The organism is Streptomyces sp. NPDC045022 (genome assembly GCF_056432605.1).
Window position 1 is genome coordinate 147,388 of record NZ_JBWKIR010000005.1, and the last position, 21,735, is coordinate 169,122.

Here is a 21,735-nt window from a genome sequence, read left to right on the forward strand (position 1 = left end):
AATCGTGGAGAACCTGATCGCGCTGCTCATCGCGGCGCCCCTGCTCGGAGCGGCCGTCCTGCTGGTCGGCGGCCGGCGCCTCGACCGCGTCGGCCACTGGATCGGCACGCTCCTGTCGACCGCGTCCTTCGTGTTCGGCCTGATCCTTTTCACCGACCTGCTGGGAAAGAACGCCGAACACCGCACGCTGACCCAGCACCTGTGGACATGGATCTCGGTCGGCAGCTTCCAGGCGGACGTCACCTTCCGCCTGGACCAGCTGTCGATGACGTTCGTGCTGCTGATCACCGGTGTCGGCTCGCTGATCCACCTGTACTCGGTCGGGTACATGGAGCACGACGAGCGGCGCCGTCGCTTCTTCGGCTACCTGAACCTGTTCCTCGCGGCGATGCTGCTGCTCGTCCTCGCCGACAACTACCTGCTGCTGTACGTCGGCTGGGAAGGCGTCGGTCTCGCCTCCTACCTGCTGATCGGTTTCTGGCAGCACAAGCCCAGCGCCGCCACGGCAGCGAAGAAGGCCTTCCTCGTCAACCGTGTCGGCGACATGGGCCTGTCGATCGCGATCATGCTGATGTTCACCACCTTCGGCAGCTTCGCCTTCGGTCCGGTCCTCAGCCACACCGGGGACACTTCCGAGGGCAGGCTCACCGCGATCGGCCTGATGCTGCTGCTCGCCGCCTGCGGCAAGTCGGCCCAGGTGCCGCTGCAGTCCTGGCTCGGGGACGCCATGGAGGGCCCGACCCCGGTCTCGGCCCTGATCCACGCCGCGACGATGGTGACCGCGGGCGTCTACCTGATCGTCCGCTCCGGTGCCATCTTCAACGCCGCTCCCGACGCCCAGTTGGCCGTCACCGTCGTCGGCACGGTCACGCTCCTCTTCGGTGCGATCGTCGGTTGCGCGAAGGACGACATCAAGAAGGCTCTGGCCGGCTCGACCATGTCGCAGATCGGCTACATGGTGCTGGCGGCGGGCCTCGGCCCCATCGGCTACGTCTTCGCGATCATGCACCTGGTGACGCACGGCTTCTTCAAGGCCGGGCTGTTCCTCGGTGCCGGTTCCGTCATGCACGGCATGAACGACGAGGTCGACATGCGCAAGTACGGCGGCCTGCGCAAGTACATGCCGATCACGTTCATCACCTTCGGCCTCGGCTACCTCGCGATCATCGGTTTCCCGGGCCTGTCGGGCTTCTTCTCCAAGGACAAGATCATCGAGGCGGCCTTCGCCAAGGGCGGCAACGAGGGCTGGATCCTCGGCGGCGCGGCCCTGCTGGGCGCGGCCATCACCGCCTTCTACATGACGCGCGTGATGCTGATGACCTTCTTCGGGGAGGAGCGTTGGAAGAACCAACCCACTCGCTCCCCGGAGGCGCCGAGCGCGGAGCCCGCGGCCGAGCACCACGGTGAGCATGCCGAGCCGCACCCGCACGAGTCCCCGAAGGTCATGACGATCCCGATGATCCTGCTGGCCGTCGGCTCGGTCTTCGGCGGTGCGTTCTTCAGCATCGGCGACCGCTTCCTGCACTGGCTGGAGCCCGTCACGGGCCACAGCGAGGGCGACTCGCCGCTCAGCGCGGCCGCCGTCACCGGCGCGACCATGGTCTGCCTGGTCATCGGTGTCGGTATCGCCTGGGCGCAGTACGGCCGCAAGCCCGTCCCGGCCGTCGCCCCGCGCGGCTCGCTGCTCACCCGCGCGGCCCGGCGCGACCTGCTCCAGGACGACTTCAACCACGTCGTCCTGGTGCGCGGCGGCGAGCACCTGACGCGCTCCCTGGTGTACGTCGACCACACCCTGGTCGACGGCGTCGTCAACGGCACGGCCGCCGGCTTCGGCGGTCTGTCCGGGCGGCTGCGCCGGCTCCAGAACGGCTTCGCCCGCTCCTACGCGGTCTCGATGTTCGGCGGCGCGGCACTCCTGGTCGCCGCGACCCTGCTGATGAGGGCGGTCTGATACCGATGTCCTTTCCTCTGCTGACAGCGACGGCGGCGCTCCCGGCCCTCGGGGCCGTCGCCACGGCCGCCGTACCGGCCGCACGGCGCACCGCCGCAAAATGGCTGGCGCTGCTGGTCTCGCTCGCCACACTCGCCCTGGCGATCGTCGTCCTGGTCCGCTTCGACCCGGGCGGCGACCGCTACCAGCTCACCGAATCCCACGCCTGGATCAAGGACTTCGGAGTCCGCTACGAACTCGGCGTCGACGGCATCGCGGTGGCGCTGATCGCGCTCACCGCCCTGCTGATCCCGTTCATCATCCTCGCCGGCTGGCACGACGCCGATCCGCTGGAGACCGGCAACCGCCGCTGGCGTCCCACCCAGGGCTTCTTCGCGCTGATGCTCGCCGTCGAGGCGATGGTGATCATCTCGTTCGAGGCCACCGACGTCTTCCTCTTCTACATCTTCTTCGAAGCCATGCTCATCCCGATGTACTTCCTCATCGGCGGCTTCGGGGACCACGCCCACGAGCACGGCGAGGAGACGGCCGCCACGCAGCGGTCGTACGCGGCGGTGAAGTTCCTGCTCTACAACCTGGTCGGCGGACTGATCATGCTGGCCGCGGTGATCGGCCTCTACGTGGTCGCCGGGAACTTCAGCCTCACGGAGATCGCCGAGGCCCGCGCCAACGGCTCGCTGCACATGGCCACGAACACCGAACGCTGGCTGTTCCTCGGCTTCTTCTTCGCCTTCGCGGTGAAGGCGCCGCTGTGGCCGCTGCACACCTGGCTGCCCAACGCCATGCAGGAGGCCACCGCCCCGGTCGCCGTCCTCATCACCGCCGTCGTCGACAAGGTGGGCACGTTCGCGATGCTCCGCTTCTGCCTCCAGTTGTTCCCGGAGGCCAGCAAGTGGGCGACGCCCGTGATCCTCGTACTGGCCCTGATCAGCATCGTCTACGGCGCGCTGCTGGCGGTCGGCCAGCGGGACATCAAGCGGCTGGTGGCCTACGCGTCGATCTCGCACTTCGGATTCATCATCATGGGCATCTTCGCGATGACCAGCCAGGGCCAGTCCGGCGCGACGCTCTACATGGTCAACCACGGCATCTCCACCGCCGCGTTGATGCTGGTCGCCGGCTTCCTGATCTCCCGGCGCGGTTCGCGGCTCATCGCCGACTACGGAGGGGTGCAGAAAGTCGCCCCGGTGCTCGCCGGCACCTTCCTGATCGGGAGCCTCGCCACCCTCTCGCTGCCCGGACTCGCGCCGTTCGTGAGTGAGTTCCTGGTGCTGGTCGGCACATTCACGCGTTACCCGGCGATCGGCATCATCGCCACCTTCGGCATCGTCCTCGCCGCGCTCTACACCCTCGTGCTGTACCAGCGGACGATGACGGGTCCGGTGAAGCCCGAGGTCTCGGCGATGCCCGACCTCCGCGCGCGCGAACTGGTGGTCGTCGCTCCGCTGGTCGTGCTGTTGATCTTCCTGGGCGTCTACCCGAAGCCTGTCACGGACATCGTCAACCCGGCGGTCAAACAGACCATGTCCGACGTACACAAGAAGGATCCCAAGCCCGCGGTGGAGGCGGCCAAGTGAGCACAGCAGCCGTCCACAGCCTGTGGACAACAGCGGCCGACCCGATCTCGAAGATCGACGCGCCGAAGATCGAATACGGACAATTGTCGCCGACCCTGATCGTCGTCGGTGCGGCGCTGGTCGGAGTGCTCATCGAGGCGTTCGTCCCGCGCAAGTCCCGCTACTACGCCCAGGTGTTCGTGTCCGTCGTCGCGCTGTGCGCCGCGTTCGCCGCCGTCGTCGCGCTCGCGGCCGACGGGTACGGCACCACGAAGGCCCACATCGCGGCCATGGGCGCGATCGCGGTCGACGGACCGGCTCTCTTCCTGCAGGGCACGATCGTGCTGGCCGGCCTGGTGGGCCTGTTCACCTTCGCCGAGCGGCGCCTGGACCCGGCGGCGCACGGCAACCGGGTCGACTCGTTCGCCGCACAGGCCGCGTCCGTGCCGGGCAGCGACAGCGAGAAGGCCGCCGTGAAGGCCGGGTTCACCACCACCGAGGTCTTCCCGCTGCTCCTCTTCGCCATCGCCGGCATGCTGGTGTTCCCGTCGGCCAACGACCTGCTGACGCTGTTCGTGGCCCTGGAGGTCTTCTCCCTGCCGCTGTACCTGCTGTGCGCGCTGGCCCGCCGCAAGCGGCTCATGTCACAGGAGGCCGCGGTCAAGTACTTCCTGCTCGGCGCGTTCGCCTCCGCGTTCACGCTGTTCGGCATCGCCCTGCTGTACGGCTACGCGGGCTCGGTGTCGTACGCGCGCATCGCACAGGTCGTCGACGGCACGGTCACCAACGTCGACCCGGCGCTCGCCAACACCATGGGCAACGACGCACTGCTGCTGCTCGGCAGCGCGCTCATCGTGATGGGCCTGCTGTTCAAGGTGGGCGCGGTGCCGTTCCACATGTGGACGCCCGACGTCTACCAGGGCGCGCCGACCCCGGTGACCGGCTTCATGGCGGCGGCGACGAAGGTCGCGGCGTTCGGCGCGCTGCTGCGCCTGCTGTACGTCGTGCTGCCCGGTATGCGCTGGGACTGGCGGCCGGTCATGTGGGCGGTGGCGATCATCACCATGCTGGGCGGTGCGATCGTCGCGATCACGCAGACCGACATCAAGCGGCTGCTGGCGTACTCGTCCATCGCGCACGCCGGATTCATCCTCGCGGGTGTCATCGCCACCTCGAAGGACGGCGTGTCGTCCGTCCTCTTCTATCTGGCCGGGTACTCGTTCGTGACGATCGGCGCGTTCGCCGTGGTCACGCTGGTACGCGACGCGGGCGGCGAAGCGACCCACCTGTCCAAGTGGGCAGGCCTGGGCCGCCGTTCACCGCTGGTCGCGGCGGTGTTCGCGGTGTTCCTGCTGGCCTTCGCCGGTATTCCGCTGACCTCCGGATTCGCGGGTAAGTTCGCCGTGTTCAAGGCGGCGGCGGACGGCGGCGCGGCCCCGCTGGTCGTGGTCGGTGTGATCTCCTCGGCGATCGCCGCGTTCTTCTACATCCGCGTGATCGTGCTGATGTTCTTCAGCGAGCCGAGGCCCGAGGGCCCGACCGTGGCCGTCCCCTCGCCGCTGACCATGGCGGCGATCGGCGTGGGCGTGGCGGTGACGCTGGTGCTCGGTGTGGCACCGCAGTACTTCCTGGACCTGGCGAGCCAGGCGGGAGTGTTCGTGCGCTGACGCGCGCGGTACGGCCGTACGGCCCCGGTTCCCGCTCGGGAGGGGAACCGGGGCCGTCGCATGTCAGTGCCCGGACATGCCCTGCCCGGCCGAGGGCGGACACTTCACTTTCGGGTTCCATGGGGAGAAGAGGCCTTCGGGGTTCTTCTTGTACAGCCATACGTGCAGGTCGTAGTGGGTGGGCATGCCCGGGTAGTGGCCGGCCATCGGACCCTGGAAGGCCTGCCCGAACAGGTGGGGCCGCTGCATGTTCTTGCCGGTGACCGGGACGACCCACTCCACACCGACGAGCCGGCGCTTCCCCTGGCCGGCGTCCTCGTAGAGCAGGCCGGCGGGCTTCTCGGGATCGAGGGAGCCGAAGCGAGACTCGTTGAAGTAGTGGAATCCCATGCCACCCTGCGGGCGCGCCAGGCACATGTGCGGCTCGTAGCCGTCGGCGGTCGCGAGCGGCAGGTAGCTGTACTGCGCCGTCGCCGCGTACGCCGCGCCCAGTTCCTCGCCGACGAGAGGGCTGCGGTCGGTGGCCTGGGCGGGCGCGGACCCGGGTAGGACGAGGGCGGAAACGAGGACGAGGCCGGCTCCGGCGAGGCGAGCGATCATGACGTGGGGCTCCTAGGGGGAGAGGGTGGGATCGTGCGCTCGTGAGCGGGGTGCGCGAAGCGGGATCCCCGAGCGTGCGGGCCTCCTCCCGGCCCGCTTCAGCAGCCTGGCCCCGGGCGAGGGGAAGCGGCCATCCGAAGGCACCCAATGGGGTTGAGCGGGGGCTGCACGGAGTCGTCCGATGGGCCAGGTGGCCGTTACTCGAGACGTTCCATGGCGTTGATACGACAAGCGGGCCCCGCCTGTGGACAACGGTCGGGTGTTGTCGGCGCGGGCGCCTATCGTGGACGCAGTGGTCGACGGACGAGCACGGGGGAACCGACGGGGGACAGGACGATGGGCGCGACGGGCGGAATCAGCGAGATGCCAAGGATGACCGAGGGGCCGGGCGCGGCCGACAGCGAGGCGCTGGCCACACTCCACCGGGTCTTCGGATACGAGGTCTTCCGGGGCGAGCAGGAAGAGATCATCGAGCACGTGGTGGCGGGCGGCGACGCCGTCGTCCTCATGCCCACCGGCGGCGGCAAATCGCTGTGCTACCAGATCCCGGCCCTGGTCCGGCCCGGTACCGGCGTGGTGGTGTCACCGCTGATCGCCCTGATGCAGGACCAGGTGGACGCCCTGCGCGCCCTCGGTGTGCGGGCCGGCTTCATCAACTCCACGCAGGACTTCGACGAGCGGCGCATGGTCGAGGCCGAGTTCCTGACCGGAGAGCTGGACCTGCTGTATCTGGCACCGGAGCGACTGCGCCTGGACGCCACGCTCGACCTCCTCTCCCGCGGCAAGATCTCCGTTTTCGCGATCGACGAGGCGCACTGCGTGTCCCAGTGGGGCCACGACTTCCGCCCCGACTACCTCACCCTGTCCCTCCTCGGCGAGCGCTGGCCGGACGTCCCGCGGATCGCCCTCACCGCCACGGCCACGCGTGCCACCCACCAGGAGATCACCCAGCGGCTGAACCTGCCGACGGCCCGCCACTTCGTCGCCAGCTTCGACCGGCCCAACATCCAGTACCGGATCGTGCCGAAGGCCGACCCCAGGAAGCAGCTGCTCGCCTTCCTCCGGGAGGAGCACGCGGGCGACGCCGGCATCGTCTACTGCCTCTCGCGCAACTCGGTCGACCGGACGGCGGAGTTCCTGACCGCCAACGGCATCGACGCGGTGCCGTACCACGCGGGCCTGGACGCGGGCACCCGCGCACGGCACCAGTCCCGGTTTCTGCGCGAGGACGGCCTGGTCGTCGTGGCGACCATCGCCTTCGGCATGGGCATCGACAAGCCGGACGTACGCTTCGTCGCCCACCTGGACCTGCCCAAGTCCATCGAGGGCTACTACCAGGAGACCGGCCGCGCGGGCCGTGACGGCCTGCCGTCCACGGCCTGGATGGCGTACGGCCTGAACGACGTCATACAGCAGCGCAAGCTGATCCAGTCCGGTGAGGGTGACGAGGCGTTCCGCCGCCGCGCGGCCGCCCACCTCGACGCCATGCTCGCGCTGTGCGAGACGGCCCAGTGCCGTCGCGGCCAGCTGCTCGCCTACTTCGGCCAGGACCCCGATGCGGCGGGCTGCGGCAACTGCGACACATGCCTCATCCCACCGGAGACCTGGGACGGCACGATCGCCGCGCAGAAGGCGCTGTCGACAGTGGTACGGCTGCAGCGGGAGCGCGGGCAGAAGTTCGGCGCGATGCAGATCGTCGACATCCTGCTCGGCAAGCGCACCGGCAAGGTGATCCAGTTCGACCACGATCAGCTGTCCGTCTTCGGTATCGGGCAGGACCTCACCGAGGGCGAGTGGCGGGGCGTCATCCGCCAGCTGCTCGCCCAGGGGCTGCTCGCGGTCGAGGGCGAGTACGGCACGCTGGTGCTGACCGAGGCGAGCGGCGCGGTCCTGCGCCAGGAGCGTGAGGTGCCGCTGCGCAAGGAGCCGAAGAAGCCGGCCGGCTCCCGTTCGCGGTCGGCCGGTGTCTCCGGGGGCGACCGCAAGGCCAAGGCCGCCGCGGCGGAGCTGCCCGAGGAACTGCTCCCCGCCTTCGAGGCCCTGCGCGCCTGGCGCGCCGAGCAGGCCAGGGAGCAGGGCGTCCCCGCCTACGTCATCTTCCACGACGCCACCTTGCGGGAGATCGTCTCCCGTCGGCCCGGCTCGGTGCCCGAGCTGGGCACGGTGAGCGGCGTCGGCGAGAAGAAGCTGGCTACGTACGGGGAAGGGGTGCTCGAGGTGCTGACCTCCCTGGACGGGCCGGGCCCCGCCGGTGCCGCGGACCCGGCGGGCACCGAATCTCCGGAGGACCACTGGCCCGAGCCGGCGGACGAGCCGGAGCCGGACGACTGGATATAGCCCGGCCCGGCGGGTGGGGCGCGGCGCTAGAGTCCCCGGCCCGCGTAGGCCCGGACGTCCGCGTCCGAGTCCGCCGTGGCCGTGGCGAGGGCTGCCCTGGCCTCCTCGGTGGCCCGGTGCCGGATGAGCGCCAGGACCGCCGCCTTGCGGACGTCGGCGTTCGGATCGGCGAGGGCCTTGGCGAGGGCAGGGACAGCCGTGTCCGCGGGTGCGGCCGACAGCGCGGTGGCGGCGCCGGACCGCACCTGCCAGGCCCGGTCGGACAGCGCGGCCACGGAGCGGGCGGTGAGCGGCGCCGGGCAGCCGGTGGTGGCCAGCGCGCCGAGCGCGGCACCGCGCACCAGCGGATCGGCGTCCTCGGTGAGCCGGTCCAGGGTGCCGGTGAGCAGCTCCCGGTCGGACGCGGCCAGGGGCGCCGAGGCGACGGCGGCCAGGGCCTTGGCCACAGTGACCCGGACCTCCCGGGAGGGATCGTCGGCGGCACCCGCCAGTGGCCCGACCGCGTCGACCGAGACGAGCGCCCGTACGGCCTCGGTGCGGACGGCGATGTCGGGATCGTCCAGCGCCGCCGCGAACACCCCCGCCTCGCCGAGCCGCAGAGCCCGCAGCACATCGAGAGCGGCGGCACGGACCACAGGGTCGGCCTCGCCGAGCGCACCGGTGAGCGCGGCGCCCAGAGCGGGTTCGGGCGGCAGGGTCTCGACGAGTTCGCGCAGTGAAGCCGCGGCGGCCGCGCGGACCTCGGCGTCGGTGTCGGCGAGGGCACCGGCCAGGGCCTGCCCGGTGCCGGGCGGCACGGTCTCGGTGAGCACCGAGACGGCCGTACGACGCACGGCGGCGTCGGGGTCGGCCAGGTAAGGCTCGACCGCGACGAGTTCGGGTTCCGCCTCGGCCAGCTCCAGCAGTGCCAGGAGCCGCGGCGAGGCGGTGCTCCGGGTGCCGGCCCGGTCGGCGGGCCCGGCGGCAGGCGCGGAGGCCGGTCCGGTGGCGACCGGCGCCACCTCGCGCGGCCCGGCCGTGGCCACGTGCTCGGGATGGACCTCACCCAACCGCCGGGAGAGACCGCCTACGGGCGTGAACTCCTCCACCGGCACCAGATACGGAGCCACGGGACGCGCCGTGAACTCCATCGCACCTGAGGGGGACTTGTGCAGATCGAGATGGTGGAACCAGGAGACGTCGTCCCGCCCGGGGTGGTCGAGACGATCGTGGTAGAGGCCCCAGCGGGACTCGGTACGGGCCAGGGAGGCACGAGCGGCCATCTCCGCACAGTCGCGGATGAAGGAGACCTCGGCGCAGCGCATCAGGTCGTGCGGGGTGCGCGCGCCCATCGCCGCGATGTCGTCGCGCATCCGCTCGAAGGCCTCCAGAGCGAGGGAGAGCCGCGCACCCGACTTGGGCGGGGCCACGTAGTCGTTCACGAAACGGCGCAGCTTGTACTCGACCTGGGTCTGCGGCGGGCCGTCGGGGTTGCGCAGCGGGCGGTAGATCAGCTCGTGCGCCTCGCGCACCTGGTCCGCGGGAAGCTCGCCGTCGTAGGCCGTGTACTGGGCGGCGTCCGCGCCGGCGAGGTCACCGAAGACAAAGGCGCCGATCATGTAGTTGTGCGGGACGCAAGCGAGGTCGCCGGCGGCGTACAGGCGGGGGACGGTCGTGCGGGCGTGGTCGTCGACGCGGACACCGGAGGCGGAGTGCCCGCCGCACAGGCCGATCTCCGAGATGTGCATCTCGACGTCGTGGGTGCGGTAGTCGTGTCCGCGACCGGAGTGAAAGGTGCCGCGGGTCGGCCTCTCGGTGGAGTGCAGGATCGACTCCAGCGCGGAGATCGACTCCTCGGGGAGATGGCTGAGCTTCAGGTAGACCGGGCCCCGGTCGCTGGCGACCTCGGCGGCGAACTCGGCCATCATCTGCCCGGACCAGTAGTCGGAGTCGACGAAGCGCTCACCGTGCCGGTTGACCTGGTAGCCGCCGAAGGGGTTGGCGACGTAGGCGCAGGCCGGGCCGTTGTAGTCCTTGATCAACGGGTTGATCTGGAAGCACTCGATGCCGGTCAGCTCGGCGCCCGCGTGGTAGGCCATGGCGTAACCGTCACCGGCGTTGGTGGGGTTCTCGTAAGTGCCGTAGAGGTAGCCGGAGGCGGGCAGCCCGAGACGGCCGCAGGCACCGGTCGCGAGGATCACGGCGCCCGCGCGGATGGTGACGAAGGCACCGGTGCGGGTGTGGAAACCGACGGCGCCCACGGCCCGTCCCTCGGCGGTGAGGACCCGGACCGGCATCACTCGGTTCTCGATCCTGATCCGCTCCCGCATCTCGCGCCGCCGCAACTGCCGGTACAGGACCTTTTTGACGTCCTTGCCCTCTGGCATCGGCAGTACGTACGAGCCGGAGCGGTGGACCTGGCGGACCGCGTACTCGCCGTACTCGTCCTTCTCGAACTTGACCCCGTACGACTCCAGCCGCTGGACCATCGCGAAGCCGCGGGTGGCGGTCTGGCGGACGGTGGACTGGTCGACGATGCCGTCATTGGCGCGGGTGATCTCGGCGACGTAGTCGTCGGGTTCTGCACGGCCGGGGATGACCGCGTTGTTGACGCCGTCCATGCCCATGGCGAGCGCGCCGGAGTGGCGGACGTGGGCCTTCTCCAGCAACAGGACGTTCGCGCCGCGCTCGGCGGCGGTCAGGGCGGCCATGGTGCCGGCGGTGCCGCCACCGATGACGAGGACGTCGCAGGTCAGCTCCTCGGCGTCGGTGACGGCGGGAATCTCCGGGGAAGTGGGCGCGGGGGTGGTCACCGGGGTGCCTTTCAGGAGCCGAGCGAGGTGAGGATGTCGCGGCGCAGGGCCACACGGGCCGGGGCGTCGAAGGCCGCACGGTCACGGGGGCGCGGCACGTCCCGTACGGCGGCCACCCGGCCGGAACCGAGCAGGGCCACGCGGTCGCCGAGGAAGAGGGCCTCGTCCACGTCGTGCGTGACGAAGACGACGGTCGCGCCGGTGCCGCGCAACACCTCCACGAGCAGGTCCTGCATGCCGGAGCGGGTCTGGGCGTCGAGCGCGCCGAAGGGCTCGTCCATGAGGACCGCGCGCGGGCTGTCGGCCAAGGCGCGGGCCAACTGGGCGCGCTGGCGCTGCCCACCGGACACGCGGTGCGGCAACTGCCCGGCCTGCACGCTGAGTCCGACACGGTCGAGCCAGGCCTCGGCTCGGGAACGGCGTGCGGCGCGCGGTACGCCCCTGATGGCGAGCGGCAGCTCGACGTTTCCGCGCAGCGTCCGCCAGGGCAGCAGCGCGTCCTCCTGGAAGACCAGCGCGCGGTCGGCCGACGGCCCGGTCAGCGGGCTGCCGTCCGCTTCCGCCGTACCGCCCAGCGGAGCCAGCAGTCCGGCGAGCGTGCGCAGCAGCGTGGACTTGCCGCAGCCGGACGGGCCGACGACGGTGAGGATCTCGCCGGGGCCGACCTCCAGGTCGACATCGGCGAGGACCGGGGCGTCCGGGCGCCCCAGCACGGCGCCGCGGAACGCGAGCCGGGTGCCGCGCACGGCTCCGGGTGCCGGCGTGGCCGCGGTGGCGACGGTCTCAGACGAGGTGCTCATCGCGGGCCTCCTCGGTGTCGTTCTCGCTGTTCTGCTCGGGCTGGGCCTTGTGCTCGGGTTCGCCGTCGGCGTGAGCGGGGACGGCGAGCGGGCGGGACGCGCGGGTGCGGCCGCCGGGGACGTACGAGGTGCGGGGCAACCAGCGGGTCAGGCGCCGGCCGAGGAGTTCCACGGCCGTGGAGGTGACCCAGCCGAGGACGCCGATCGTGACCATGCCGACGAACACACCGGGGTAGTTCACGACCGTGTAGTCCTGCCAGGTGCGGTAGCCGACCCCGTACTGGCCGGAGATCATTTCGGCGGAGATCACGCAGATCCACGACACGCCGATGCCGACCGACAGCCCGCCGAAGATGCCGGGCAGCGCTCCCGGCAGCACGACCGAGCCGAGGATCCGGAGCCGGCTGCCGCCCATGGTGCGCACCGCCTCCTCCCACACCGGGGTCAGCGCGCCGACGGCGTGCCGGGTGGAGACCAGCACGGGGAAAAAGGCGGCGGTGCAGGTGATGAAGACGATGCCCTGTTCGTTGGAGGGGAAGAGCAGGATCGCAACAGGGACGAGGGCGATCGCCGGGACCGGGCGGATCACTTCCAGGACCGGGCCGAGCAGATCCTCGGCGAGGCGCGAGCGGGCCACGACAACGCCCGTCGCCACGCCCAGTACGGCCGCCAGCGCGAAGCCGGTGAGGATTCGCGTGAGGCTGTCGGTGAGGTCGGTCCAGTAGTCGGCACCGGAGAGCCGGTCGGAGAAGGCGTGAGCGACGTCGGTGACGGTCGGGAACTGCGAGAAGCGCAGCCACAGGTCGACATCCAGGCTGGTCAGCAGTTGCCACAGGCCGAGCGCGGTGGCCAGGGACGCCGTCCGCAGCGCATACCGGGCGAGGGGGTGCCGGGTCATGAGGCGCGCCCCAGAGCCTCGTTGTAGGAGACCGTACGGGCGCCGCCGTGCGCGGAGACATAGGCCTGCGCGGTCGCCGGGGTGACGAAGGGCAGCAACTGGTCACCGTCGGCCACCCAGACCGCCTTGTCGGCGAACCAGAGGGTGCCGGTGGTGGTGTCGGGCACGTAGGCGGCGCGGATGCCGTTCCGGTGCTCGGCCACGTAAGCCAGCAGCTCCTTCGGGGCCTTGAAGGCGGACGTCTTCTCGCGGCCCTTGGCCCACACCTCGCTCGCGGCCGGTGCGGGTGAGGCGGCGAGCCGCTTGGCGTACGAGGTGCCGAGGGCCTTCTTCACGTACTGGTCGTCGACGAACGAGTCCACGTCGATGTCGCCGGTCAGCTTGGCGTCCTTCAGCACGGATACGTCCTGCTTGAGCGCGGCGACGAGCTGCGGCTTGACGGCCGGGTCGAAAGTGGCGATGCCGTGGGCGCCGTTGTAGAGGTAGACGACCTCGGCGGGCAGCCCGGTGGCCTCGGCGACCTTCTCGGCGGCGGTGACGGGGTGGCCGTTGAGGTAGTCCGTCGCCTGGGCCTGAGCCTTGAGGAAGGCCTTGAGCACGGCCGGGTGCTGCGTGGCGAAGTCCTCCCCGGCGGTGACGCCGTGGAAGGTGGGCAGGTTCAGCTGGGCGCCGTCGTACAGGGCCTTCGCCTTGCCCTGGTAGGCGAGCAGGCCGGGCCAGGCGACGAACTGGGACAGTGCGTCCACGTTGCCGGCGGAGAGCGCCGAAGCGCCCACCGCCGGTTGCTGGTTGAGCTTGGAGATCCCCTTGTCCGGGTCGATCCCGGCACGCTGCAGGGCCCGCACGAGGGTGCCGTCGGCGGCTGAGCCGACGCTCGTGGAAACTTTCTTCCCCTTGAGGTCGCGCAAAGAGGTGAGCTTGGAGTCCGGTGCCGTCACGACGGTGTTGAGACCGCCGCGCAGGTTGTAGCCGGTGACCGACACCAGATGGGTGGGGCGGCCGAGCTGTTTGCCGCGGGCCGCGTTGAGCAGTAGCGGGAAGTCGCCCATCGAGCCGATGTCGATCTTCCCCGCCGTCATCTGGGCGGTGATCGGGGCACCGGTGGCGTAGTCCTGCCAGTCGACCTTGTAGGTGTGGCCGTCGTGCAGGGAGTTCAGCTGCTTCTCGAAGTAACCGAGGGAGCGCAGCAGCGTGCCTGCGGTGACGGTGTTGATGGTCTTGGACTGGTAGCCGACGGTCACGGTGACCGTGGAGCCGTCGCCTGCCTCGGCGCTGCCGCCACAGGCGGACAGAGGAAGGAGGAGCGCGGCGGCGGACAGGGAAACTGCCGTGCGTTTCATGGTGGTTCGGCCTCTCACCGGAGCGGTTCGGAAGGGTCAGCGGAGCAGGTAGGGCATGTTGACCGTGACGGCTCCGGTGGGGCAGCGGGCCGCGCACGGGCCGCAGTACCAGCACTCGTCGACGTGCATGTAGGCCTTGCCGCTGCTGGTGTCGATGGCCAGGGAGTCCAGCGGGCACATGTCCACGCAGAGGGTGCAGCCGTCGATGCACTTCGACTCGTCGATGGTCACGGGCACGTCGGCCCGCTGGGGCACCAAGGGCATGACTGTCTCCAGGAAACGTGCAGGCAGGGATGTGTGCGGGCAGGGATGTGTCAGATGGGATCGGGTGAACGCGAGGTGGTCACGACCGGTGGAGCAAGCCGCTCATGGTGATGCGGTCGCCACGGAAGCGGATGAACTCCAGGTCGACGGGGCGGCCGTCGGCGAGGTGCGTGAGGCGTTCCAGCATCAGCACGGCGGCACCGCGCGGGGCCTGGAGCACGGCGGCGGAGTGGGCGTCCGCGTTCACCGCCTCCAGGGTGATCTCGGCGTGGCCGAGCGGCTGTCCGGTGCTGGCTTCCAGAAGGCGGAAGACATCGGTGTTCTCCAGATCGGCGCCGAGCAGGGCCGTGCCGATGTCGAGCGGGACGTAGGTCAGGTCGAGGGAGAGCGGGAGGCCGTTGAGGCGGCGCAGGCGTTCGATGTAGAGGACGTCGGCGCCGGCCGGGACGTGGAGACGCTCGGCGACCGGGGCGGGTGCGGGGGCGGGGCCCATGGTGCGGACCTCGTTGGTGACGTGGCCGTGTTCGCGGAGGGTTTCCGCGAGGCCCATCAGACGGTCGAGCCCGTGCGGGTACTTCTGGGCGACGACGACGGTGCCGACTCCGGGCAGCCGCTCCACCAGACCCTCGGCCCGGAGCAGGTCCAGGGCCTGACGGACGGTGTTGCGGGAGGCGCGGTAGTCGGTGGCGAGGGTGGACTCGTGGGGGAGGGGGCCGTCCTGGAAGGCGCCGGTGAGGAGCTGGTGGCGCAATAGGTCGGCGAGCTGCCGGGCCCGGTCCGCACGCAGCCGACGACGTGCGCGGTGGGCCGCGACGGTGGTCGCTGCGCCCTGACCGGCGTGGTCGCGGGGGCGGTCGGTGGGTGGCATGGCTGGAACCATACCGATGAGGTAGGGAAAGAGGTGTTGCTGGATTGTTGCGCCAGGTGAGGGGACGTTGGATAAGTCGCTGACCTGGGACTTCGTAGTGGGCGGGGGTCGGATCTGCCACCCGGCCGGTGGCTGGTCCATGTCGGCTGGGACCGGCCGGGGGCTTGCCGGAGCGGTTCGGCTCCGGGGCGGCACCTCCCTCGGTTACGACAGTGCCGTCAGCCCAGGAGCGAACGTGATGAGCAGCGGGAGCAGAGGAACCAGCGCGGCCATCGTCGTCGTGAGGGCCCGGTGCCGGCGCAGCAGCCGCGGTGGCGGTTCCAGCAGGCGGTCCACGCGTTCGCCGAGGAGGCGGCGGCTGGAGGCGCAGGAGAGGACACCCCGGTGCTGGTTCAGCTCGATCAGCGCGAGGGCCGTGGTGAGGTGCCCGCAACGCCGGGACGCCGTGTCGTCGGCGGCCAGCTCGACCAGGCGGTGCGTCTGGTCGCAGAAGTGGGCGAAGAGCGGAACGCGCGGGAAGCCCGTGGCGAGCGCGGTGGACAGGTGCAGCAGCCAGTCGTGGCGGGCGCGGGCGTGACCCCGCTCGTGTGTGAGGACGGCATCGAGCTGGTGGTCCGTGAGACGGTGCAGTGCCCCCGTGGTGACGACCAGCTGCGGTGGATGGCCCGGCATCCACCAGGCGTCCGGGTACTCGTCCTCCAGCACCAGCATCGGCCCGCGTGCCGCCGGCAGCCCGGCCGGCAGATCGGGAGCGCGTTCACGTAGTTGCGCCCGCGCCTGACCCCGGCTGCGGCGGGCCTCGAGGAGTTCCCGGCCCAGCATCGCCGTGGTCCAGGCGGCCCCGCAGGCCAGCAGGACGGTGAGGGCGGCGGCCCACACCGGTGCGGAGGAGAGGTCGTACGCGGCGGTGACGGCGGGCGGCGCGGGGGCGAACACACGGTCGCGCACGGTGTGGAAGACAGCCGCCGCGCCCAGGGCCAGTGCGGTCAGGCAGCACAGCAGGACGGTGGCGACGAGACACTGCCACACCCACAGCGCGACCACGGGATCCCGCTCGGGCCAGACGGCCCGGGTCAGCGCACGCGGCGCCGGTACGGCGGCCGTCAGAGCGACGACGCTCAGCAGGAGCAGGCAGACGGTCATGCCGGGGCTCCGGTTCCTGGTCGGAGACTTGCGCGGGTGTCGGAGCGGTGCGGGGCGATGCGCCAGGGGCGCGTCGCGTGGTGCGTGTCCCGCCAGTATGACGGTGCGGGACGGCTCGAGACAGGTGCCGGCGGCGAACCGGCCGCCTTTCTTCGAGGCCGGCTCGCCTCGGCTGCGAGTCTGCAGGCCCCCTTCCCCGACGCCCTCGCGGCCTGCTCGCTGTCCCCGCTCGACCACGGGAACGGGCCGCTGTGGCCATCCCGGCGCTCGGTCTACGGTGAGGGAAGTCCCCCGTGGAAGCGAGTACTCACCGCTCGTCTCCAACGGTGAGTACCGGATGCCCGGCATGGGGGACTTGTGCGAACTCGTTGCTACACGCTGTCGCTCAACGCGACACAACCCGTCCGCTGACCTCTCCCAGCCCCACGCGGTGTCCGTCCGCCCCAGGAGCCCACGCCGACAGCGTCACCACGTCGCCGTCCTCCAGGAAGGCGCGCTTGCCGTCCGGGAGTTCCAGGGGCTCGCGGCCGTTCCACGTCAGCTCCAGCAACGAGCCGCGCTGGCCCTCCGCCGGCCCGCTCACCGTGCCCGAGCCGTACAGGTCACCGGTGCGCAGCGAGGCGCCGTTCACCGTCATGTGGGCGAGCTGCTGGGCGGCGGTCCAGTACATGGTCGAGAAGGGCGGCTCCGACACCACATGGCCGTTGATCGCGACGGAAATGCGCAGGTCGTAGCCGCCGGAATCGGTCCCGGGGGCCGAGTCGTCCAGGTAGGGCAGCAGTGGGTGCGTGCGTTCCGGTGGCGTCACGCGCGCGTGCTCCAGTGCCTCCAGCGGGGTGATCCACGCCGACACCGAGGTGGCGAAGGACTTGCCGAGGAAGGGACCGAGGGGGACGTACTCCCAGGCCTGGATGTCCCGCGCGGACCAGTCGTTCAGCAGGCACAGCCCGAAGACGTGCTCCCGGAAGCCGTCGAGCGCGACCGGGCTGCCCAGTTCGGAGGGCACGCCCACGACGAAGCCGACCTCCGCCTCGATGTCCAGCCGGATCGACGGGCCGAAGACGGGGGCGGGGTCACCGGGGCCCTTGCGCTGCCCGGACGGCCGGACGACGTCCGTGCCCGAGACGACGACCGTGCCGGAGCGGCCGTGGTAGCCGATCGGCAGATGCTTCCAGTTGGGGGTGAGGGAGTCCTCGGCGTCCGGGCGGAAGATCTGGCCGACATTGCGGGCGTGGTTCTCCGAGGCGTAGAAGTCGACGTAGTCCGCGACCTCGAAGGGCAGATGGAGGGTCACCGACGACAGGGGGTGGAACAGGGCTTCGACCGTCGGCCGGTGCGAGGGCACCGTCACCCACTCCGTCAGCGCGCGCCGCACCTCCGACCAGGTTGTGCGCCCGGCGGCCAGCAGCGGGTTGAGGGTGGGCTGCGCGAGCAGGGAGGCGTACGGCGAGCCGAGCGCGGCGGCCGCGGCGCCCGCGTCGAGGACGTGGTCCCCGAGCCGGACGCCGACCCTCCGCTCCGTGCTGCCGGAGGGCGAGAACACGCCATAGGGAAGGTTGTGCGGGCCGAAGGGGTCGCCCTCGGGGACGTCGAAGGGGGGCATGGGGTGCTGCCTCACTCTCATCCGCGCCATGCATGGCGATGCGTTCCATGTGGTCGCGGCACACGTTACGGCCGCGATGCGGGTCTTGGGCAGTGTCCTCGGGCGTCCCCCCGGTGGAGATCGAAAGCTTGCCGGGGGGCGATCGAATGGTTGCCCGATCAATGACTAAAGAGTTTGCAATGTCCAAAAAGCCCTTGTCGGAGGCGGCAATTCCGGCTTAGCGTCCTTTGGGGGCACGGACGGGGTGGGTCCGTTCCATTGGGGGGGACACGTGGGGGGACCCGTGGCCGGAAGCGCCGTCAGTGTGCCGTTCCAGGCCGACCGTGACGTGCCGGGGCTGATCGTCAAGTTCGGCGACTACCCGCTGCACCACGGTGGCGTCGGCGCGATCCGCAGTCTGGGCCGCCTGGGCGTGCCCATGTACGCGGTCACCGAGGATCCGTACACACCGGCGGCCTCCTCGCGTTACCTGAAGAAGGCGTTCGTGTGGCCGACGACCGGCGCGGAGGACCCGGCTCGTCTGGTCGAGGGCCTGCTGCGCATCGGCCGCCGGATCGGCCGCCCGGCCGTCCTGATCCCGACGGACGAGGAGGCCGCCGTACTGATCGCCGAGCACCAGGACGAGCTGGCCGGTTCCTTTCTCTTTCCGCGCGTCGATCCCGCGCTGCCCCGTCGGCTCGCCAGCAAACAAGGGCTGCACGAACTGTGCGCGGAGCACGGCATCGTGAGCCCCCCGGCCGCGTTCCCGCAGTCGTACGAGGACATCGTCGCCTTCGCCGACAGTGCCCGTTTCCCGGTGGTGGCCAAGAACCGCGAGGCGTTCCTCCGGCGCAGTCACCCGGCCGTGAACGGCACCACGCGGATCACCACCCGTGAGAACCTGCTCGCACTGGCCCGGGACTGGGGCGAGGAACCCGGCGTGATCCTCCAGGAATACCTGCCGCGCGAGGAGGCCGAGGACTGGATCGTGCACGCCTGCTTCGACCGGGACTCCAGCCCCCTCGCACTGTTCACCGGGGTCAAGGTCCGCTCCTGGCCGCCGCACGCGGGCATGACGGCCAACGCGTACGTCGTCGACAACCCGGAACTCGCCGACCTCGCCGCTCGTTTCATCAAACAGATCGGCTTCAGCGGCATCATCGACCTCGACCTGCGCTTCGACCGCCGCGACGGACAGTACAAGCTCCTCGACTTCAACCCGCGCATGGGCGCCCAGTTCCGCCTCTTCGAGAACGAGTCGGGCGTGGACGTCGTCCGTGCGATGCACCTGGACCTGACCGGCCGCCCCGTCCCGGAGGGGGAACAGCGCACCGGTCACCGTTACATCGTGGAGAACATCGACCTTCCCGCCCTCCTCGCCTACCGCCGCAGCGGCTACACGACGCCGCACGCGCCGGCGAAGGCGAGCGGGACGGAGCTGGCCTGGCTCGCGGGTGACGACCCGCTGCCGTTCCTCACGATGCTCGCCCGCTTCGTGCGCCCGGGCGCGAAGCACCTCTATCAGCTGTGGCGGACCAACCGCCGCGGCAGCGGCACATCCACGAAGTAGGCAAGGCCACCAAGGTGGCACAGCGTGTCTCTGGGGAGGGACTTCGTGATTCGACCGGTTGCAGTCATCGGGGCCGGGCCGTTCGGCCTGTCCACCGCCGCCCATCTGCGGGCGCGCGGTATCCCCGTCCGCGTCTTCGGTGACCCCATGGTCAGCTGGCGCGACCACATGCCCGAGGGCATGCTCCTGAAGTCGACCCCCGTCGCCTCGAACCTCGACTGCCCGCAGCCCGGCCACACCCTCGCCGACTACTGCGACGCGGCCGGCATCCGCCGTCTGGTGACCGACGAGGACATCATTCCGGTGGAGACCTTCATCTCCTACGGCGAGTGGTTCCAGCAGAAGCTGGTCCCGGGCCTGGAGCCGGTGCGTGTCGTCTCCGTGGACCGTGACGGCAGCGGTGGCTTCGAACTCAAGCTGGACTCGGGTGAGTTGTTCACCGCGCGCGCGGTCGTCGTCGCCACCGGCCTGTCCGGTCTCGCCCATCTTCCGGCGGAGCTGGCCGGGGCGGCGGCCGACGGTCCCGCTCCGACGGGCCCGGTCTCGCACAGCGGCCAGCATCACGACCTCGGCCGCTTCGCCGGCAAGGAGTTGATCGTGATCGGCGCCGGCCAGTCCGCGCTGGAGACGGCGGCGCTCGCGGCCGAGGCGGGCGCCCGGGTTCGGGTCGTCGCGCGGGGGCGCGGCCGGGTCGCCTTCGGCGCCCCACCCTGGAACCAGCCCAGGTTGCGCCCCGAGTCCCCGTTCGGCCGTGCCTGGTCACTGTGGGCGCTCAGCTACTATCCGCACCCCTACCGCTTCCTGCCTGAGACCGCCCGCCACTACCTGGTCCGCCGGGTCCTCGGTCCGCTGGGCGCCTGGTGGCTGCGCGAGCGCTTCCTGAGCGGCGTGCAGGTCCAGGAGATCGAGCGGCTCGTGGGCGCCGAGGCCCCGGACGGCAGCCCCGTTCTCACCGTCCGCTCCCTCGGAGGCCGGACCGAGCAGCTCACCGCCGACCACGTCATCGCCGCCACCGGCTACCGTGTCGACATGGGGGCGATGGACTTCCTCGGCCACGAGCTGCGCACCCGTCTCGCGGTGAGCCGTGGCACCCCGAAGCTGGGCCCTGGCTACGTCTCCTCCGTACCCGGCCTGTACTTCACCGGGCTCCCGGCGGCGTCCTCGTACGGCCCGGTGATGCGCTTCGTCTGCGGCACGGAGTTCGCCTCCCCACGCCTGACGAAACACCTGGCCGCCGCACACGGCTGACCTCCTTCGGGCGCACTCACCCGGAACACCGTGCGGGATGGATGCCTGAAGGGCGCCGCCGCCGGCACGGTCTTCCAGGCGGTCGGTGAGGGCGGACCGCCGTGGGAGCCGACCGAGATCACCGGGCTTGGAATCCGTCACCGGCACGGCCAATGGCGTCGCCATCACCATCCGGGAGTCCGCAGGCCTCACTTGGGGCTGAACAGTACGTAAGTGCGTGGAAAGAGCGGTGAGTCGGCGGGACGCGGTGTCCGTATTCTCTGATCATGGCACCCACCCCCGCGTACGCACTGATCGCCACCGACCTGGACGGGACGCTGCTGCGCGGCGATGACACTGTCTCCGACCGGTCGCTCGCCGCGCTCGCACGGGTGGCGCGGGCGGGCGCCCGGCACCTGGTGGTGACGGGCCGGCCGGCTCCGCGGGTGCGGCCCCTGCTGGCGAACCTGGGCTGCACGGGGCTCGCGGTGTGCGGACAGGGTGCGCAGGTCTACGACGCCGCCGCCGACCGCCTGCTGTGGTCGGTCCGGCTGGACCGGGAACTGGCCGAGACCGCGCTCGGCAAGATCGAGGCGGAGGTGGGGCAGGTCTACGCGGCCGTCGACCAGGACGGCGTGGACGGGCTCACGCTCATCGAGCCCGGGTATCTGATGCCACACCCGACCCTGCCCGCGGTACGTGTTGGCCGGCGTGACGACCTGTGGTGCGAGCCCATCAGCAAGGTGCTGCTGCGGCATGCCACTCTGTCCGACGACGAGTTGGCGGCCGTCGCGCGCGCGGTGGTGGGCTCGCTGGCGACCGTCACCATGTCGGGGCCGGGGACCGTGGAGCTGCAGCCGTGCGGGGTGACGAAGGCGACCGGGCTGGCGCTGGCCGCCGAGCGGCTCGGGATCGGCCCGCAACGGGCCCTGGCCTTCGGGGACATGCCCAACGACATCCCCATGTTCGACTGGGCCGGACACGGGGTCGCCATGGCCAACGCGCACCCCGAACTCAAGGCGGTGGCGGACGAGATCACCTTGTCGAACGAGGACGACGGCATCGCCGTCGTCCTCGAAGGACTCTTCTCGACCGACTGACCGGCACTTCAGTAGCTCACTGTCGGCCGGAGGCCGGTGC

The 21,735-nt window shown here is 70.8% G+C and carries 16 protein-coding genes; 7 read left to right on the forward strand and 9 right to left on the reverse strand.

Translation table 11 applies throughout. From position 1 onward, the window contains the following. The first annotated feature begins 4 nt into the window (after positions 1–4). Genes nuoL through nuoN form a run of 3 tightly spaced genes read left to right on the forward strand, consistent with a single transcriptional unit; the run spans position 5 to position 5,174 of the window. Positions 5–1,951, forward strand: a complete 1,947-nt coding sequence (nuoL, locus tag AC07C1_RS11850; RefSeq protein WP_478938554.1) for an NADH-quinone oxidoreductase subunit L — start codon at positions 5–7, stop codon at positions 1,949–1,951. A 5-nt stretch (positions 1,952–1,956) separates the two neighbouring features. Beyond that, positions 1,957–3,528, forward strand: coding sequence for an NADH-quinone oxidoreductase subunit M (locus AC07C1_RS11855; RefSeq protein WP_478938555.1), 1,572 nt, complete (start codon positions 1,957–1,959; stop codon positions 3,526–3,528). Next, positions 3,525–5,174, forward strand: a complete 1,650-nt coding sequence (gene nuoN, locus AC07C1_RS11860; RefSeq protein ID WP_478938556.1) for an NADH-quinone oxidoreductase subunit NuoN — start codon at positions 3,525–3,527, stop codon at positions 5,172–5,174. The genes AC07C1_RS11855 and nuoN overlap by 4 nt, the downstream gene beginning before the upstream one ends. Before the next feature lie 63 nt (positions 5,175–5,237). Here the strand turns inward: nuoN and AC07C1_RS11865 are convergent, their stop codons facing one another. Next, positions 5,238–5,774: a hypothetical protein gene (locus tag AC07C1_RS11865; protein WP_478938557.1), complete on the reverse strand. Its 537-nt coding sequence runs from the start codon at positions 5,772–5,774 to the stop codon at positions 5,238–5,240. A 336-nt stretch (positions 5,775–6,110) separates the two neighbouring features. On the opposite strand from AC07C1_RS11865, the gene recQ reads away from it, so the two are divergent. Then, on the forward strand, positions 6,111–8,111 hold the full coding sequence (gene recQ, locus AC07C1_RS11870) for a DNA helicase RecQ (RefSeq protein ID WP_478938558.1): 2,001 nt from the start codon (positions 6,111–6,113) through the stop codon (positions 8,109–8,111). Between the two features lie 26 nt (positions 8,112–8,137). Here recQ and AC07C1_RS11875 read toward each other — a convergent pair whose 3' ends face one another. From AC07C1_RS11875 to fahA, 8 genes are all read right to left on the reverse strand, one after another. Beyond that, the gene (locus AC07C1_RS11875) at positions 8,138–10,903 is read right to left on the reverse strand and encodes a fumarate reductase/succinate dehydrogenase flavoprotein subunit (protein WP_478938559.1); all 2,766 of its coding nucleotides are present in this window, start codon (positions 10,901–10,903) and stop codon (positions 8,138–8,140) included. 11 nt (positions 10,904–10,914) lie between these two features. Further along, the gene (locus AC07C1_RS11880) at positions 10,915–11,703 is read right to left on the reverse strand and encodes an ABC transporter ATP-binding protein (protein ID WP_478938560.1); all 789 of its coding nucleotides are present in this window, start codon (positions 11,701–11,703) and stop codon (positions 10,915–10,917) included. Further along, positions 11,687–12,601 carry an ABC transporter permease gene (locus AC07C1_RS11885; protein ID WP_478938561.1) on the reverse strand — a complete coding sequence of 305 codons (915 nt, stop codon included), beginning with the start codon at positions 12,599–12,601 and terminating at the stop codon, positions 11,687–11,689. Before AC07C1_RS11885 ends, AC07C1_RS11880 begins: the two co-directional genes overlap by 17 nt. Further along, complete coding sequence (locus tag AC07C1_RS11890) at positions 12,598–13,941, reverse strand: ABC transporter substrate-binding protein (protein ID WP_478938562.1); 1,344 nt, start codon at positions 13,939–13,941, stop codon at positions 12,598–12,600. Before AC07C1_RS11890 ends, AC07C1_RS11885 begins: the two co-directional genes overlap by 4 nt. Positions 13,942–13,977: 36 nt before the next feature. Further along, a complete protein-coding gene (locus AC07C1_RS11895) occupies positions 13,978–14,205 on the reverse strand; it encodes a 4Fe-4S dicluster domain-containing protein (protein ID WP_053852588.1) in 228 nt (75 codons plus the stop codon). 79 nt (positions 14,206–14,284) lie between these two features. Next, entirely contained in the window at positions 14,285–15,073 is a 789-nt protein-coding gene (locus tag AC07C1_RS11900) for a GntR family transcriptional regulator (protein WP_478938563.1), read from the reverse strand. A 204-nt stretch (positions 15,074–15,277) separates the two neighbouring features. Next, positions 15,278–16,216: a M56 family metallopeptidase gene (locus AC07C1_RS11905; protein ID WP_478938564.1), complete on the reverse strand. Its 939-nt coding sequence runs from the start codon at positions 16,214–16,216 to the stop codon at positions 15,278–15,280. 385 nt (positions 16,217–16,601) lie between these two features. Further along, entirely contained in the window at positions 16,602–17,819 is a 1,218-nt protein-coding gene (fahA, locus tag AC07C1_RS11910; protein WP_478938565.1) for a fumarylacetoacetase, read from the reverse strand. A 304-nt stretch (positions 17,820–18,123) separates the two neighbouring features. Between fahA and AC07C1_RS11915 the strand changes: the two genes are divergently transcribed. The 3 genes from AC07C1_RS11915 (at position 18,124) to AC07C1_RS11925 (ending at position 21,695) form a co-directional block, all read left to right on the forward strand. Next, a complete protein-coding gene (locus tag AC07C1_RS11915) occupies positions 18,124–19,368 on the forward strand; it encodes a carboxylate--amine ligase (protein ID WP_478938731.1) in 1,245 nt (414 codons plus the stop codon). 45 nt (positions 19,369–19,413) lie between these two features. After that, entirely contained in the window at positions 19,414–20,616 is a 1,203-nt protein-coding gene (locus tag AC07C1_RS11920; protein ID WP_478938566.1) for an FAD-dependent oxidoreductase, read from the forward strand. Positions 20,617–20,882: 266 nt separating this feature from the next. Next, complete coding sequence (locus tag AC07C1_RS11925) at positions 20,883–21,695, forward strand: HAD family hydrolase (protein ID WP_478938567.1); 813 nt, start codon at positions 20,883–20,885, stop codon at positions 21,693–21,695. Positions 21,696–21,735: the final 40 nt, after the last annotated feature.